General features: G+C 52.7%; 14 protein-coding genes. 6 read left to right on the top strand and 8 right to left on the bottom strand.

What is annotated here, in order from left to right; translation table 11 throughout:
• Positions 1 to 34: 34 nt before the first annotated feature.
• The 3 genes from ACNRUY_RS02345 to aroC all read left to right on the top strand — a co-directional run bounded on the left by ACNRUY_RS02345 (position 35) and on the right by aroC (position 3,135).
• Positions 35 to 841: a formate/nitrite transporter family protein gene (locus tag ACNRUY_RS02345; RefSeq protein ID WP_488110033.1), complete on the top strand. Its 807-nt coding sequence runs from the start codon at positions 35 to 37 to the stop codon at positions 839 to 841.
• Between the two features lie 157 nt (positions 842 to 998).
• Complete coding sequence (gene prmB, locus ACNRUY_RS02340) at positions 999 to 1,943, top strand: 50S ribosomal protein L3 N(5)-glutamine methyltransferase (RefSeq protein WP_488110032.1); 945 nt, start codon at positions 999 to 1,001, stop codon at positions 1,941 to 1,943.
• A gap of 109 nt (positions 1,944 to 2,052) precedes the next feature.
• Positions 2,053 to 3,135, top strand: a complete 1,083-nt coding sequence (gene aroC / locus ACNRUY_RS02335; protein WP_488110031.1) for a chorismate synthase — start codon at positions 2,053 to 2,055, stop codon at positions 3,133 to 3,135.
• A gap of 76 nt (positions 3,136 to 3,211) precedes the next feature.
• Here aroC and ACNRUY_RS02330 read toward each other — a convergent pair whose 3' ends face one another.
• Complete coding sequence (locus tag ACNRUY_RS02330) at positions 3,212 to 3,718, bottom strand: phosphoribosyltransferase (RefSeq protein ID WP_488110030.1); 507 nt, start codon at positions 3,716 to 3,718, stop codon at positions 3,212 to 3,214.
• 188 nt (positions 3,719 to 3,906) lie between these two features.
• Between ACNRUY_RS02330 and ACNRUY_RS02325 the strand changes: the two genes are divergently transcribed.
• The 3 genes from ACNRUY_RS02325 to ACNRUY_RS02315 are packed head-to-tail and all read left to right on the top strand — an operon-like array spanning position 3,907 to position 5,365.
• The gene (locus ACNRUY_RS02325; RefSeq protein ID WP_488110029.1) at positions 3,907 to 4,356 is read left to right on the top strand and encodes a hypothetical protein; all 450 of its coding nucleotides are present in this window, start codon (positions 3,907 to 3,909) and stop codon (positions 4,354 to 4,356) included.
• 26 nt (positions 4,357 to 4,382) lie between these two features.
• A complete protein-coding gene (locus ACNRUY_RS02320) occupies positions 4,383 to 4,937 on the top strand; it encodes a hypothetical protein (protein ID WP_488110028.1) in 555 nt (184 codons plus the stop codon).
• A complete protein-coding gene (locus ACNRUY_RS02315; protein WP_488110027.1) occupies positions 4,934 to 5,365 on the top strand; it encodes a hypothetical protein in 432 nt (143 codons plus the stop codon). The genes ACNRUY_RS02320 and ACNRUY_RS02315 overlap by 4 nt, the downstream gene beginning before the upstream one ends.
• A gap of 51 nt (positions 5,366 to 5,416) precedes the next feature.
• On the opposite strand, the gene ACNRUY_RS02310 is transcribed toward ACNRUY_RS02315, so the two are convergent.
• The 7 genes from ACNRUY_RS02310 to ACNRUY_RS02280 all read right to left on the bottom strand — a co-directional run bounded on the left by ACNRUY_RS02310 (position 5,417) and on the right by ACNRUY_RS02280 (position 13,862).
• The gene (locus tag ACNRUY_RS02310; RefSeq protein WP_488110026.1) at positions 5,417 to 7,231 is read right to left on the bottom strand and encodes an AMP-dependent synthetase/ligase; all 1,815 of its coding nucleotides are present in this window, start codon (positions 7,229 to 7,231) and stop codon (positions 5,417 to 5,419) included.
• A gap of 281 nt (positions 7,232 to 7,512) precedes the next feature.
• Complete coding sequence (locus ACNRUY_RS02305) at positions 7,513 to 8,955, bottom strand: TrkH family potassium uptake protein (protein ID WP_488110025.1); 1,443 nt, start codon at positions 8,953 to 8,955, stop codon at positions 7,513 to 7,515.
• A gap of 92 nt (positions 8,956 to 9,047) precedes the next feature.
• Positions 9,048 to 10,025, bottom strand: coding sequence for an acrylyl-CoA reductase (NADPH) (gene acuI, locus ACNRUY_RS02300; RefSeq protein ID WP_488110024.1), 978 nt, complete (start codon positions 10,023 to 10,025; stop codon positions 9,048 to 9,050).
• Positions 10,026 to 10,226: 201 nt separating this feature from the next.
• Positions 10,227 to 11,072, bottom strand: a complete 846-nt coding sequence (locus tag ACNRUY_RS02295; protein ID WP_488110023.1) for a lysophospholipid acyltransferase family protein — start codon at positions 11,070 to 11,072, stop codon at positions 10,227 to 10,229.
• 3 nt (positions 11,073 to 11,075) lie between these two features.
• Positions 11,076 to 12,590, bottom strand: a complete 1,515-nt coding sequence (locus tag ACNRUY_RS02290; RefSeq protein WP_488110022.1) for an AMP-binding protein — start codon at positions 12,588 to 12,590, stop codon at positions 11,076 to 11,078.
• 9 nt (positions 12,591 to 12,599) lie between these two features.
• Positions 12,600 to 12,845, bottom strand: a complete 246-nt coding sequence (locus tag ACNRUY_RS02285; RefSeq protein ID WP_488110021.1) for an acyl carrier protein — start codon at positions 12,843 to 12,845, stop codon at positions 12,600 to 12,602.
• Positions 12,846 to 12,968: 123 nt separating this feature from the next.
• On the bottom strand, positions 12,969 to 13,862 hold the full coding sequence (locus ACNRUY_RS02280; RefSeq protein ID WP_488110020.1) for a LysR family transcriptional regulator: 894 nt from the start codon (positions 13,860 to 13,862) through the stop codon (positions 12,969 to 12,971).
• Positions 13,863 to 14,075: the final 213 nt, after the last annotated feature.

Genomic DNA, 14,075 nt, shown 5'->3' with positions numbered 1-14,075 from the left:
TATTATTCAATCGAATAACGCTGAAGGGAATGCCATGTCTTATTTAGTCCCCGCGGATTTTGTCACCAAAATGGTGGACGCCGGTGAAGCCAAAATTCATATGTCCACCCGGGACACTCTGATCAGAGCCTATATGGCCGGAGCCATTCTCGCCCTGGCCGCGGTTTTTGCCATTACCATTTCTGTGCAGACCGGCTCTGGATTGCTGGGTGCTGTTCTTTTCCCGGTGGGTTTCTGCATGTTGTATTTGATGGGGTTTGACCTGCTGACCGGGGTGTTTGTGCTGGCCCCTCTGGCATTACTGGATAAACGTCCGGGTGTCACCGTAAAAGGGGTGCTGAGAAACTGGGGGCTGGTTTTTACCGGTAACTTTGCCGGCGCATTGACGGTGGCCTTTATGATGGCGTTTGTCTTTACCTATGGTTTCTCGGTCGAGCCCGGTGCCATCGGGGAAAAAATAGCCGGTGTCGGTGAGGCGCGAACCCTGGGTTATGCCGAGTATGGACTGGTTGGCTGGCTGACGATCTTTTTCCGCGGGATGCTCTGTAACTGGATGGTTTCCATGGGGGTGGTGGGAGCGATGATTTCCACCTCGGTCAGTGGCAAAGTGATCTCCATGTGGATGCCGATCATGCTGTTCTTTTTTATGGCCTTTGAACACTCTGTAGTGAATATGTTCCTGTTTCCATCCGGCATCATTCTGGGCGCAGATTTTTCGGTAATGGACTATCTGGTCTGGAATGAGATCCCCACGGTTCTGGGTAACCTGGTCGGTGGTCTCGCTTTTACCGGATTAACGCTTTACACCACCCATGTAAGAACGGCACCCAGCCGGGCCTGATGCATTTCCGGGCAGGGCAGGTCTCAGACCTGAGGCCCTGCCTCCCTCTTCGAATATCAAACCCTTCGTCCTTTTTCCTGGCAAATATGCTATTTTAGACCGCTTTAATGATCGCGAGTGGGGCTTGTTTCCTACAACGAGCCCTGGAGGATAGCATGTGACCGACTCCAATGAGTCCTGGGAAGGCCTGGTTTCCATCCGGGATTTTGTACGCTGGGGCGCCAGCCGTTTTAATGAAGCAGGCCTCTTTTTCGGACATGGCAGTGATAATGCGCTGGATGAGTCCATGCACCTGGTGTATCAGGTACTGCAGCTTCCCTGGGATTTGCCGGAAAGCTATCTGGACAGTCGTCTGTCCATGAATGAACGGCAGTCGGTGGCCAGCCTGATTGAGCAGCGGGTCAGCAGTCGTAAGCCCCTGGCTTATCTGGTCAACCAGGCCTGGTTCTTCGATATGCCCTTTTATGTGGACGAGCGGGTGCTGGTTCCCCGCTCGCCGGTGGGTGAGTTGATTCGTCAGCAGTTTCAGCCCTGGCTGGGTGAGGTGACCGTCAGCCGGGTTCTGGATCTTTGCGCAGGGTCCGGTTGTATCGGCATTGCTTCTGCCCATGCTTTCCCGGAGTCCCAGGTAGATTTGCTGGATATTTCCGATGATGCTCTGGAAGTGGCCAATATCAATATTGACCAGCATGAACTCTGGGGCCGGGTACAGGCCATTCAGTCAGACCTGTTCGGATTCCTGGATCATCTGCCGGAAAGACCCCGTTATCAGTTGATTCTCAGCAACCCACCCTATGTGGATGCTGAAGACATGTCCGATATGCCCGATGAATTCAGTCATGAGCCCCGCCTTGGTCTTGCGGCCGGGGATGACGGGCTCGACTTTGCCCGCCGGATTCTGGCCCAGGCAGCCGATTACCTGGATGACCGGGGACTACTGGTGCTTGAGGTGGGAAACAGTCAATGGGCGTTGCAGGATGAATACCCGGAAGTGCCGTTTGTGTGGCCGGAGTTCGATGCTGGAGGCCATGGTGTTCTGGTATTATCCGCAGAGCTTTGCCGGGAGTTTCAACCGCTGTTTAAAAGCCGGCTGGCAGCCTGACTGAAAGAAGCTGTGGCCACCCAGAGGCGGAACAACAAAGAGCGGGAAAGGCGGGTGGCCTGATAACCACCGGCCTTCCCCGGATAGACAACAATGAGATGGCTCGAATATGGCAGGAAACAGCATAGGGCAACTGTTCAGGGTAACCAGCTTTGGGGAGTCCCATGGCCTGGCTCTGGGGTGTATTGTGGATGGTTGCCCTCCCGGTATGCCCCTGACAGAGGCTGACCTCCAGGTAGACCTGGACCGACGCAAGCCCGGTACGTCAAAGTTTACCACCCAGCGTCGTGAACCGGATCAGGTGAAAATTCTTTCCGGTGTTTTTGAAGGCAAAACCACCGGTACGCCCATCGGGCTGCTGATTGAAAACCAGGATCAGCGCTCCAAGGATTACTCTGAAATCATGAACCTGTTCCGGCCAGGTCATGCCGACTACACCTATACCCATAAATACGGATTTCGGGATTACCGGGGAGGAGGGCGCTCTTCCGCCCGTGAGACAGCCATGCGCGTAGCAGCAGGTGCCATTGCCCGGAAGTACCTGCAAACCATGGGGATTGAAGTCAAGGGATGGCTTTCCCAGATCGGCTCTATCAAAGCGGAGTCCTTTGACTGGAATGAAGTGCGCAATAACCCGTTCTTCTCTCCGGATGCGGATAAGGTGCCTGACATGGAAGCCCTGATTACCCAGTTGCGAAAAGAGGGGAACTCTGTAGGTGCGAGGGTCTCGGTGATGGCGACCGGGGTGCCTCCAGGCTGGGGGGAGCCGGTTTTTGACCGTCTGGATGCGGATCTGGCTCATTCACTGCTGAGTATCAATGCGGTGAAGGGGGTTGAAATCGGAGATGGTTTTGACTCCGTCCAGCAAAAGGGCACCGAACACCGGGATGAAATGACCCCGGAAGGATTTCTCTCCAATCATGCTGGTGGGATTCTGGGAGGCATCAGTTCTGGCCAGGACATTGTTGCCCATATTGCCCTGAAGCCAACGTCCAGCATTACCACGCCTGGCAAAACCATCAATAAGGACGGTGAAGCTACGGAAGTGGTCACCAAGGGCCGCCATGACCCCTGTGTGGGCATCCGGGCGGTGCCCATTGCTGAAGCCATGATGGCCATTACCCTGATGGATCACTTTATGCGACAGCGGGCGCAGAATGCGGATGTGGTCAGTCCGGCACCAGTGATTTGAATGATATGAGCCATGTGGCACCGGTTGGCATGGCTCATTTTTTGTTTTTTCGGACGGGGTATCCGTGAGTCAGAACTTACTGCCCAAAGGTGTCGATATTTTCTGCATCCCAGGCATAATTGATCCAGTAATCTTCAATTTCTTCACCCACAAAAAAGTGTTTCAACGCTTCAGGCAGGCGTCCTTTTTTCTCCTTCTTTTTGTTGTGCACCACAAACGCTGAAAATTCAGCCCCGGGCTGGCTTTCAAACAGGTGCTGGAGAGTGAACTCCAGGGTGGTTCTTTCATCATCCACTTCATCAATGACCAGTACTTTCTTGCCGGTCAGGTCTATATCCGTTTCCAGCCATTGTAACTTAATGGGCTGCTCCGCCGGGGCGGTGCCGGTTTCATCACTGTATCTGGACAGTGAGACAATCAGGATGGGCCGGTTAATGTACGTTCTCATGATCCGCGCAGGGATCAGGCCACCACCGCCAATGGCCAGCAGATAGTCTGGCTGGTAGCCAGCCTTGGTCAGCTCGGTGGCGGTTTTCTGGATGGTGTTGTGGATATCGTTATAGGTAAAGTTGTATTGCTGCATGAAGGGGGCTTCAGATGATCCGGTTTTGAAAGCGGGTTATTTTATGCCTGCAGCTCTATGGGTTCAATGAGGAGCCTGTTTTGAACTTTCCTGAAAATACTGGTCTAAACTTCCTGATTTGCTGCAACTGACTCTCTTCCAGCGGTTAACTGGAGGACAGGTTTACTCAGGATTCGGGAGGTATCCCTATGTATATAGCCGTTTTACGGGGCGTTTCTGCACTTCTGCTTTTGTCTGCACTGTTTGGTTGTACCGCTACGGAACACCGTAAGGCTGTGATGGATGACTCCACGGACAAAATGACGGTGGGTAAGGTTCAGCGTGAAATCCGCGTTGGCATGAGTGGTGCTGAGGTGGCCCAGGTGCTTGGATCGCCCAATGTGGTCTCGACGGATGAGGAGCGTCGGGAGGTCTGGATCTATGACAAAGTGGCCACAGATACCGCTTATTCTGCCAGCAGTGGCGGCGTAACTGCGCTTATTCTTGGCTGGGGCAAATCATTTGGGGGTGGGGGAATGCCTGGTTACAGTGCTGGCTCTGGTGCCAGTTCCAAGTCACAGCGGACCCTGACCGTGATTATCAAGTTTGATGATCAGAAAAAGGTTCGTGACTTTGCCTATCATACGTCACGGTTCTAGAGGGCGATATGCAGGCAGGTTGTTCCATGAAACCCTATGGAAGTATGGCTTGCTGGCAGGCTTTGCTGCTGGCGGTGGTATTGGTCATGGCAGGTTGCCAGAAGATACCTAAAGATGCTTTGAAATTGTCTCCAGAGTCTCTCGAAAAGCGCTCTCTTCAGACCCGGAAGTACCAGGGGGTATCGGAAGAGGATATTTTATCCGCGTCGGCCAGCGTCATTCAGTACCTTGGCTTTAATATTGATGAGAGTGAAGCCCGTCTGGGCCTGATAGTGGGCTCCAAGGATCGGGATGCCACCAACTATGGGCAGTGGGCGACCTCTGCTGCGGTGGCATTTTTCAGCATGGGCATGATGTCAGTGGATGTTGATAAAAGCCAGAAGCTGCGGGTGTCCCTGGTGGTTCGTCCTGTGCCTGATAGTGATGGCAAGGGGCATTTTGTCCGGGTCACTTTCCAGAGGATTATCTGGGATACCAAGGGAAAGGTGACCTTGACGGAGCGGCTGGAGGAGCCGTCGATGTATCAGGAATTTTTTGACCGGTTATCCAAGGCTGTGTTTCTGGAGGGACAGAAAATATGAAACCAATGTCGTTGATGAACATCCTGTTCATTATCTGCCTGATCACTGGCCTGGCCGGCTGCCAATCCTGGTCTCGAAAAGAGCTGCTTTCCACCAGTGAAAGTCAGGTTCAGGCACGAAATATCCAGACCCGGGCATTTGACACCAGTGACAAGTCCCTGACTCTTCGAAGTGTGATCTCTACCTTGCAGGATTTGGGGTTTGTGGTTGATAAGGCGGATGAAGTGCTGGGTACAGTCAGTGCCACCAAGCTGGATGGCTATCAGTTGCGGGTGACCGTGACCGTCCGTCCAAGAGGGGATAAACAGATGCTGGTACGAGCGAACGCTCAGTACAACCTCACGGCGGTTGAAGATCCTGTTATCTACCAGGACTTTTTCACCTCACTGGGTAAATCCATGTTTCTGACCGCTCACCAGGTGGACTGAGGTGGGTTTTGGAAGGCAGGTTGATTCTGCCTTCCATGGATTACGGTTTGATCAGGTCTTTGCCTTGGCGTACATCGCTTCAATTTCTTTGCGGAACCGTTTCATAATGATTTTCCGGCGGAGCTTCAGTGTGGGAGTAATTTCCCCAAGCTCGATGGAAAACTCTTTGGGAAGAAGAGTGAATTTCTTCACCTGCTCGAATTTGGCCAGTTCCTGCTGCACTTTGGCAAGACGTTTCTGAATCAGTTCCTGAATGCTGGTGTGTTGTACCAGCTCTTTGTGGCATTTGTATTTCAGGTTCAGTGCTTTTGCATGTTCCTCAAGGGCTTCAAAGGCTGGAACGATCAGGGCTGTGACGTAGTTTCTGGCATCGGCGATAATGGCGATTTGCTCAATAAACCGGTCTTTGCCCAGGGTGCCTTCAATGTACTGTGGGGCGATGTATTTACCCGTTGAGGTTTTCATCAACTCCTTGATGCGCTCGGTCATTCTCAGGGCGCCGTTTTCATCGATCAGACCCGCGTCGCCGGTATGAAGCCAGCCATCTTCCGTGAAGGTTTTGGCGGTTTCTTCCGGTTTTTTGTAGTACCCGCGCATCACCGTGTCGCCTTTCACCTGGATCTCGCCGTCTTTGCCGATGCGAACATGAATGCCAGGCAGGGGGAGACCGCAGCTGCCAAATTCAAATTCGGTGTCACGGAAACAGGTGACCGTGGCTACGGTTTCTGTCATGCCATAGCCTACTTTGACATCCAGGCCAATGCTGTGAAAAAAACGGTTGATGTCATCGTCCAGTCGAGCGCCGCCACAGGGCATGAAGCGAATGCGGCCACCCAGGCCATCCCGGATTTTGCTGAACACCAGGCGGTCAGTCAGTTGATTCAATTTGTGAAGGTAACCGGGGACGGTCAGTCCTTTTCGATGGTACTCCATGTGGGAATGACCAATCTTCAATGCGGTTTTGAAGATCAGGCGACGAGCCAGTGGTGCTTCTGCCACCCGGCTATGGATCATGGTGTAGATCTTTTCAAACAAACGGGGAACGGCACACACAACGGTCGGTTTTATCTGCTTCAGTGCTTCGCTGACCTGTGTAGGGTCCTTCAGGTAAACATTGGTGGCACCCCGGGAGAGGACATAGTAGCTCCAGGCTCTCTCAAAGATATGACTCAGGGGCAGAAAACAGAGTGAGGTATCAAGGCTGTCCAGGTGGATGACTTTGTCATGGCCGGTGAAGCTGGCGGCCAGGTTAGCATAATCCAGCATCACGCCCTTGGGTTCGCCGGTGGTGCCAGAAGTGTAAATCAGGGTGAACAGATCCTCCATGCAGCGGGAGGCGAGGCGCTGGTCAAACTCTGAAGATTCTCCGGTACCCTTTTGTGTAAGGGTATTGAAATACAGGGCCTGTTGGCAGCCCTGCAGGTCAACCTCCTCATTAAAAACGACGATGGTTTTCAAAAAGGCAGAGGATTGCAACAGTTCCAGTGCTTTGTCGAACTGCTCCTGGTCGCCCACAAACAGCAGGGATGCTTCAGTTTCATCCAGAATGTATTGAGCCTGCTCTGTGGTACAGGTGGGGTAGAGCGGGACGGTGACCAGGCGTGCCTGGAGACTGGCCAGATCAGCCATGGTCCATTCCGGTCTGTTCTGGGACCAGATTCCCACTTTGTCCTGAACACTCAGGCCCAGGGTCAGCAGCGCCCGGGCCAGCTGATCAATACGGGTAATGAGTTGCTTCCAGCTGATGCCGCCCCTGCCAGCCTGATCCGTTGAGGACCCTGCGGTACGCATGGCTATCTGGTCCGGGTTGCGCAGGCCGCGTTCTCGAAGCTGACTGATCAGATGCATTGAAAGAGGTGATTTCATGGGCGTTTTTTCGGGCGCAGGTTCGGACACGGGCTTTGGCACTGGAGACGGTCTCAAGAGCTGGAAGAATAGGACTTTGGTTCAGAAAACGAGAGAGAATGGTACCTGATGGGTTCGATAACAAAAATTGATCCACGTCATTTTATGCCAGTATCCACTGATGAAAGTGTAACCGTTGGTAACTGAGTGATACCGGATAAACGTCTTTTTTTCTTTCCCTGTGGGCCGCTGGAATGTTTCTTGGGCACAAGTAGGAGATTTAGAAAGTGCGATTGGTATTACTACCCTTTCCAGAATGCAGGCGTGAACAAAACCAGTACGGTAATCACCTCCAGCCTGCCCATCAGCATGCCAAAGCTTAGCAGCCATTTGGCCGTGTCGGGAAGGGAACTGAAATTACCGGCAGGCCCGATTATCTCCCCCATACCCGGCCCTACATTGGCCACGGCGGTAGCGGCACCGCTGATGCTGGTAATGGGGTCCAGCCCACAAAGGGTCAGCAGCAGGCTCATTAACGTCACCAGCAGTGCCAGGAAAAAACTGAATCCGATCAGTGAACGAAGAATGTCGCTGCTGATCGACTGGCCATTGTAGGTCTGAACAAAACAGGCCCGGGGGTGCACCAGTTGTTTTAACTGGATGTAGAGCAATTTGGCACCGATCTGAAACCGGAAAATTTTGATGCCTCCAGCGGTTGAGCCTGAACAGCCGCCAACGAAAATCAGGAAAAAAAACATCAGGGAGGCAAATCCCCCCCACAAGGTGTAATCACCGTGGGCGTATCCGGTGGTGGTGACGGTTGAGGTGGTGTTAAAAGCCACCAGGGTCAGTGCCCGCCAGAAGCTGTAGTCTGAGTGAAAGACCAGCCAGAGGCTGAGTATGCCCCAGACTACCAGGAGAAAACCGATGAAGGCCTGTACCTGGGTATCCTGGTGCAGGCAATGGACCTCTCCCCGAATGCAGCGGACAAACAGCACAAAAGGCAGACTAGCCAGAATCATAAAGACGGTACTGGTCCAGATAATGAAGGGGTTTCTGAAATGGGCCATGGAAGCGTCAGAGGTGGAGTAGCCTCCGGTGGAAACCGTGGTCAGGGCATGGTTAATGGCCTCGAAGCCGGACATGCCCCCCAGGAAATAGAGGTAGGCACAGACAGCGGTCAGGGCCAGGTAAACGGTGACAATGCGTTTGGCGATGCTGCCGGAGCGGGGCATGGCCTTTTCGGACCAGTCTGATGATTCACTCTGAAAAAGACGCATGCCGCCTACTTTAAGGAAGGGCAGTACGGCCACGGCCATGACGATAAAACCAACACCCCCCAGCCACTGAAGCAGGGACCGCCAGATCAGGACACTGGGTGCCATGGTGTCGAGGCCGGCAAGCACGGTTGATCCTGTGGTTGTGATACCTGACATGGTTTCAAAAAAAGCATCGGTGTAGCTGATGGGGAGTTTGAACCACAGGGGTAAGGCAGCGAACCCGTTAAGGGTCAGCCAGCACAGCGTGGTCAGCAGAAAAATCTGCCTGGGTTTCATATTGAAATGCGCTGGCCGGAAGGAGAGGGTCAGCAGCCCCCCGGCCAGAAGAGTGATGCCTGCAGAGGCAATGAACTCCCAGATATCAGGGTTGCCAGTCAGCAGGTCATAAATCACAGGCAGCAGCATCAACTTGGCCAGCGCCGTCAGGAACAGACCAATAACGTAGAGTACCGGACGATGACTCATAACCAGCCTTATTTCAACAGAAAAGGCCGGGCGCTCACTGCGGGCACCCGGCCATGGAAGTGCTATCAAATAGCGGCTGGAGGAAGGATAGCTTATAACCGGATCAGTGTTCTGCCGGTGACCTGGCCGTTGGTGATGGCTTCTGCCAGCTCAGGAACTGCTTCTAGGCCCACTTCCTGGGAGACATCGTTGTAGGAAGATTCGGGCAGCAGTTCAACCAGTCGGTTCCAGGCCTGCTTCCGTTTTGCAGTGGGGCACATGACAGAATCCACGCCCAGCAATTTCACCCCGCGGAGAATAAAGGGCATTACCGTAGTCGGCAGGTCGAAACCGCCCGCCAGACCACAGGCGGCAACCGCACCCTGGTAGTCTACCTGGGCCAGTACTTTGGCCAGAACTTTACTGCCTACCGTGTCGATGCAGCCCGCCCAGAGTTGCTTCTCCAGGGGACGGGCAGGTTCCAGCAGCTCATCCCGGGCCATGACCCGGTCAGCACCGATGGATTTGAGCCACTCGGTGTTCTGGGGTCGGCCGGATACTGCAACGGTTTTATAGCCCAGGCGCTTCAGCAGGGTAAGCGATACACTGCCCACACCGCCGCTGGCGCCGGTCACCAGAACTTCTCCTTTATCAGGAGTGATGCCAGCCTCTTCCAGGGCCATCACACACAGCATGGCGGTGAGGCCTGCGGTGCCGATGATCATCGCTCTGCGGCTGTCCAGACCTTCCGGCATGGGAACCAGGTAGTCGGCTTTGACGCGGGCTTTTTCCGCCATGCCACCCCAGTGGTTTTCGCCCACTCCCCAGCCTGTCAGGATAACGCGATCTCCGGGCTGGTAACGCTCATCGCTGGATTCAGCGACAGTACCCGCATAATCAATGCCTGGAACCATGGGAAACTGCCGGATGATTTTCCCTTTTCCGGTGATCGCCAGACCATCCTTGTAGTTCAGGGAAGAATATTCGACAGCCACGAGAACCTCACCTTTCGGCAGGGCTGACTCTTCCAGTTGCTGAATGGATGCCGTAGTGATTTTGTCCTGTTGATTGAGAACCAGTGCCTTGAACATAAAAGACAAACTCTAGTTAAAATAAAGAGTAAAAGACTATACCCCTGTCACCCGGTTATGACGATAGTTATGAGTAGTTAAGCTGCGCTGCGGGAATGCGTGAACCCCTGATTATTAGCTTGCAAAGTTGGTGTGGTTCAGAGCTATTCTGACACAGCTGAAGCCGAGTGTGCACCATTGAAGAACGCTCTCAATGGCGGGTCATTTGATGCGAAACCGGTTGTACAGCCAGAACCAGCATTGGGGAAATTCCCGGATTACTTTTTCCATGCTGGTCAGAATCTTTTTCATGTATTGATCCCGGTTCTGATCACCGGATGTGTTCGGTTGGGTCATCTCTTCTGGTGATGACAGTTTTTCAATATAAACGACCAGCTCTTTTTTTTCCCTGACACCGTAGATGAAAAACAGTGGAACCTGGGCCATGGCGGCAAGGGATGCAGCCGTTTGGGGAACGGTTGTTCTCTGGCCAAGAAACTCCACTTCCGGGCCATTGTCACGTAAATCACTGTGAACAAATACGCACTGGTGGTTGCGCAAGCAGCCGAGCAGGTCAAAGAAGGTGCCTTTGCTTCTGGAGATATAAGGGATGCCTATCTTTTCCAGCATGGCGGCACCGAGATAGTGCAGTTGTGGGTTGGACTGACCTGATCCGATAATCGTGCAAACCGGATAGCCCAGTTGCTGGATCGCATAGGTAGGGGCTTCGGTCTGGGCAATATGGGCGGAGGCAAATACTGCCCCCTGCTCACCAGGTTTTGGTAATTGTTCGGCACCGACAACCCGATAGTTTTCGTTGGGGATCTGCAGGATATCGAAAGTGTCCTTGCAAAATGATCGGGTAGAACGCTTTACTACAGCCCGGACCTGGTGGGCCTGATATTCTGGAAACACCGTTTTAACCCGTCGGAACAGGCGTTTTTTCTGGGTTTGATACAGCAGGGTGGAGAATATGGTTGAGCATACTCTACGTACAGGTGCAGGGCTGTTAATCAGGCGCCAGCAGAGGGCGTAGATTCCTTTCAGTTTTTTTGCGGATGCGGTCATGATTCAGGAAACCTTCGAGCCGGAAGTTGCTGATGATCCTTGCAATGATTGCCATTGATTTTGCTGGTACAGTTGCAACAGTTGCTTGCGATCCAGTTTATGGCTTCCGTTCAGTGGCGCTTTTTCAAGGCAAACCGGAAGAATTTCCGAAGGCACCATGTACTCAGGCAATATTTGGCCCAACGCTTGCCTGAGTTCTTCGCTTCTTTCCCTGTCATGGGGCCAGCCCTCGGGTTGGAAGGCAAAAGCAATCAGCCGGGTCACCTGGCCCTTTCTTTTCAGAGGCAGAACGACTGAGCAGGAGACGCCATTCAACTGATCCAGGCGCGCTTCAATCTCGGGTATTTCGATTCGGTAACCATTCAACTTGATCTGTCCATCACGACGGCCAAGGCAGAAAAGCAAGCCGTCTTTCAAGTAGCCAAAGTCTCCGGTTCGATAAGCCCGCATTCCGTTATACGAAAAGAATGCAGTATTGGCGGGGTGATGGACGCCGAGGTATCCGATGGAAACATTGTCACCGCAGAGAATGATTTCTCCTTCGCCATCCGTTACCTGCTGATCATCATTCATGATCAGTATCTCACCGCTGGGTTTGCTGTAGCCGACCGGTAGCTGGACGGGGTGCTCTGCCAGGGTCTGTTCATTGACCTGCATGAGGGTTACCACTACGGTCGCTTCAGTGGGGCCATATGCATTATAGACACAGCCATCACCAAAGCGGCGGTTTAACTCACTGGCTGTTCTGGGGGGCAGGGGTTCACCGATGAAAATAAAGTGTTTCAGGGCCGGGAATGCGTCTCGACTAAACTCTCTTGCAAGGAACCAGCGTGGGGCAAAGGAGGGGGTTGAAATCCAGACGGAGCACTGGTGCTGCCGAAGTAAACGGAAAAAAGCCCGGTGATCAGCGCAAGTTGTTCGATCCACCAGCAGCAGACTGCCGCCGTGGCCCATGGAGATGGCAAGATCCAGTACCGACACATCAAATGAGAATAGGGCCTGATTCAGGTTGACGCTGTCAGCATCGGCTGGAAAGTCTCTCTCCACCCAGCTCCAGAAATCCAGAAACGCGGAATAGGTGATTTGAACACCTTTGGGTTGCCCGGTGCTACCTGAGGTGAATAAGATGTACATCAATTCCCGTTCAGGATTGCAGAACTGACCCTGGCCAATGTCAAAATTAGACCATTGTGCGGTTTCCAGGTCGATAAGAAGTCCCTTGCCCAGTTGCTTCTGAATTGCCTTTAATCGCTCTCTTGGGTATAGAGTATCCACTGGTACGTAGGGAATGCCCAGTTGCAGGCAGGCCAGCATGATGGCTACAAAGTCATGTTGTTTATGCCCGTAAATCACCACAGGCTGTTCAGGGTTGGCTGTGGATTGCAGTCGTTCAGAAATATAATTCACCCGGAGATTCAGGTTTTCCCAGGAGGTGACTGCGCCATCAGAAATCAGTGCAGCTTTATTTTGATTCTGGTCGCACTCAACAAAGCAGCGGCGGTTAAAGTCAAACTTCATAAGTGTTGATCACGCGGCCAGTGAAGCGGATTTGTCCAGCTTTTGTTGCACCAGGTTGGCAATGGCTCCAACTGAGTCGAGGTTCTCTGGGGTCAAGTCGTCCATTCCCACCTTGATGGTAAATTCATTTTCCAGGGAAAAGACCAGTTCGACGATGTCCACAGAATCGAGTAAACCTGATTGGATCAGTGATTCCTGGTTGTTTACGGGTTTTTGTGTAATGGTTTGGATGAGAGGTATAATTCGATTGTGCATAATTGTGAAACTCTCCATTCACAGATCACAGCAAGTCAGAAATGATGATCTGGTTAAGTTTTGATCAGTAGGATTTTATTTTTATTAGCTTAACAAAACCTGAATCAGGCGGGAGAATTGTGGTTAACCGCAGTTGTCTTGATATTGATCCAGCAGCCGGGCAAAAGCCCTGGCGCCATTAGACAGTGAACGTTTACTGTGAAGGATATACCCCAGTTGTCTTACGGGGGGCTGAAGCACCGTTTTCAGATCCACATCCAGGGGCAAAAGGTCTTCTCCCAGCATGGTTCTGGGCAAAATGCACCAGGCCAGGCCAATGGCTGCGAGCATCCTCAGGGTTTCCAGATAATTGGTGGACATGGCCGTATGAAGTTTCAGGCCCTCCTGTTCAAACAGCCGGTTGACCAGTTGATAGGTAAAAGTGTTTTTTCCGGGCAGAACCGCCTGATGCTGGCTTAACTCGCGGGTAGTCACTTTGTTCAACCCCACCAGAGGGTGATCCCTGGCTGCCATAAAGGTAAGGGGGTCGTTCCACAGTAATTCCGATTGAACGTTGGGCTTGCTCCGGGGAGAGAGGGTAATAACGGCCAGCTCAATTTCGCCCCGGTTCAGCATTTCATAGGAGGCTTCCGAATCCACAAAGCGGATATCCAGTTTGACCTCGGGGTATTGACGGGAGAAGGCTTTCAAAATCTCTGGCAGTCGTCTTAACCCGATATGGTGGCTGGTGGCGATGGCAAGGGGGCCCTTGATTTCGCCACTGAGGTTGGTTATTTCCTGTCGTGTGTTCTTCAGGAGATCCAGCATTTGCCGGGCCCTTGGCAGGAGGGTGCGTCCTGCTTCATTCAGTACGACCTGGCGTCCAACCCGGTCAAAGACCGGTGTGCCCAGCTGGTCCTCCAGGGCCGCTATCCGCTTGCTGACGGCAGGCTGGGTAAGGTAAAGCTTTTCAGCGGCTTCTGAAAAGGAGCCGGTGTCAACGATGGCCAGAAAGGCAGTGAGATTGGTGGTATCCATTACGCTATTATCCGGCAAGGGCTAGTTATTCTCAATCGTTATCCAAAATATGAAAAAGATGAATTTGAGTGATTGCTGGTAAGGGGCTAGGATAGTCACCATTACGGAATCCCCTGGGTCTGTAGTGGTAAAAGCGCATAAAAATCAAACAACTGCTTTTTTTATACCCAATGGATTTGAAGTTGCTGCGCAGCGGCCAGTAAGCGAATCCTC

This window comes from Endozoicomonas sp. Z74, assembly GCF_057680865.1.
Note: the sequence above shows the minus strand (reverse complement) of the source record. Positions and strands in the feature narration are given on the sequence as shown.

What these genes read in the sequence shown, in the direction of transcription:
- ACNRUY_RS02345 (WP_488110033.1), top strand. Translation starts at nt 35, where the DNA reads ATGTCTTATTTAGTCCCCGCGGATTTTGTCACCAAAATGGTGGACGCC.
- aroC (WP_488110031.1), top strand. Translation starts at nt 2,053, where the DNA reads ATGGCAGGAAACAGCATAGGGCAACTGTTCAGGGTAACCAGCTTTGGG.
- ACNRUY_RS02330 (WP_488110030.1), bottom strand. Translation starts at nt 3,718, where the DNA reads ATGCAGCAATACAACTTTACCTATAACGATATCCACAACACCATCCAG.
- ACNRUY_RS02325 (WP_488110029.1), top strand. Translation starts at nt 3,907, where the DNA reads ATGTATATAGCCGTTTTACGGGGCGTTTCTGCACTTCTGCTTTTGTCT.
- ACNRUY_RS02320 (WP_488110028.1), top strand. Translation starts at nt 4,383, where the DNA reads ATGAAACCCTATGGAAGTATGGCTTGCTGGCAGGCTTTGCTGCTGGCG.
- ACNRUY_RS02315 (WP_488110027.1), top strand. Translation starts at nt 4,934, where the DNA reads ATGAAACCAATGTCGTTGATGAACATCCTGTTCATTATCTGCCTGATC.
- ACNRUY_RS02310 (WP_488110026.1), bottom strand. Translation starts at nt 7,231, where the DNA reads ATGAAATCACCTCTTTCAATGCATCTGATCAGTCAGCTTCGAGAACGC.
- ACNRUY_RS02305 (WP_488110025.1), bottom strand. Translation starts at nt 8,955, where the DNA reads ATGAGTCATCGTCCGGTACTCTACGTTATTGGTCTGTTCCTGACGGCG.
- acuI (WP_488110024.1), bottom strand. Translation starts at nt 10,025, where the DNA reads ATGTTCAAGGCACTGGTTCTCAATCAACAGGACAAAATCACTACGGCA.
- ACNRUY_RS02295 (WP_488110023.1), bottom strand. Translation starts at nt 11,072, where the DNA reads ATGACCGCATCCGCAAAAAAACTGAAAGGAATCTACGCCCTCTGCTGG.
- ACNRUY_RS02290 (WP_488110022.1), bottom strand. Translation starts at nt 12,590, where the DNA reads ATGAAGTTTGACTTTAACCGCCGCTGCTTTGTTGAGTGCGACCAGAAT.
- ACNRUY_RS02285 (WP_488110021.1), bottom strand. Translation starts at nt 12,845, where the DNA reads ATGCACAATCGAATTATACCTCTCATCCAAACCATTACACAAAAACCC.
- ACNRUY_RS02280 (WP_488110020.1), bottom strand. Translation starts at nt 13,862, where the DNA reads ATGGATACCACCAATCTCACTGCCTTTCTGGCCATCGTTGACACCGGC.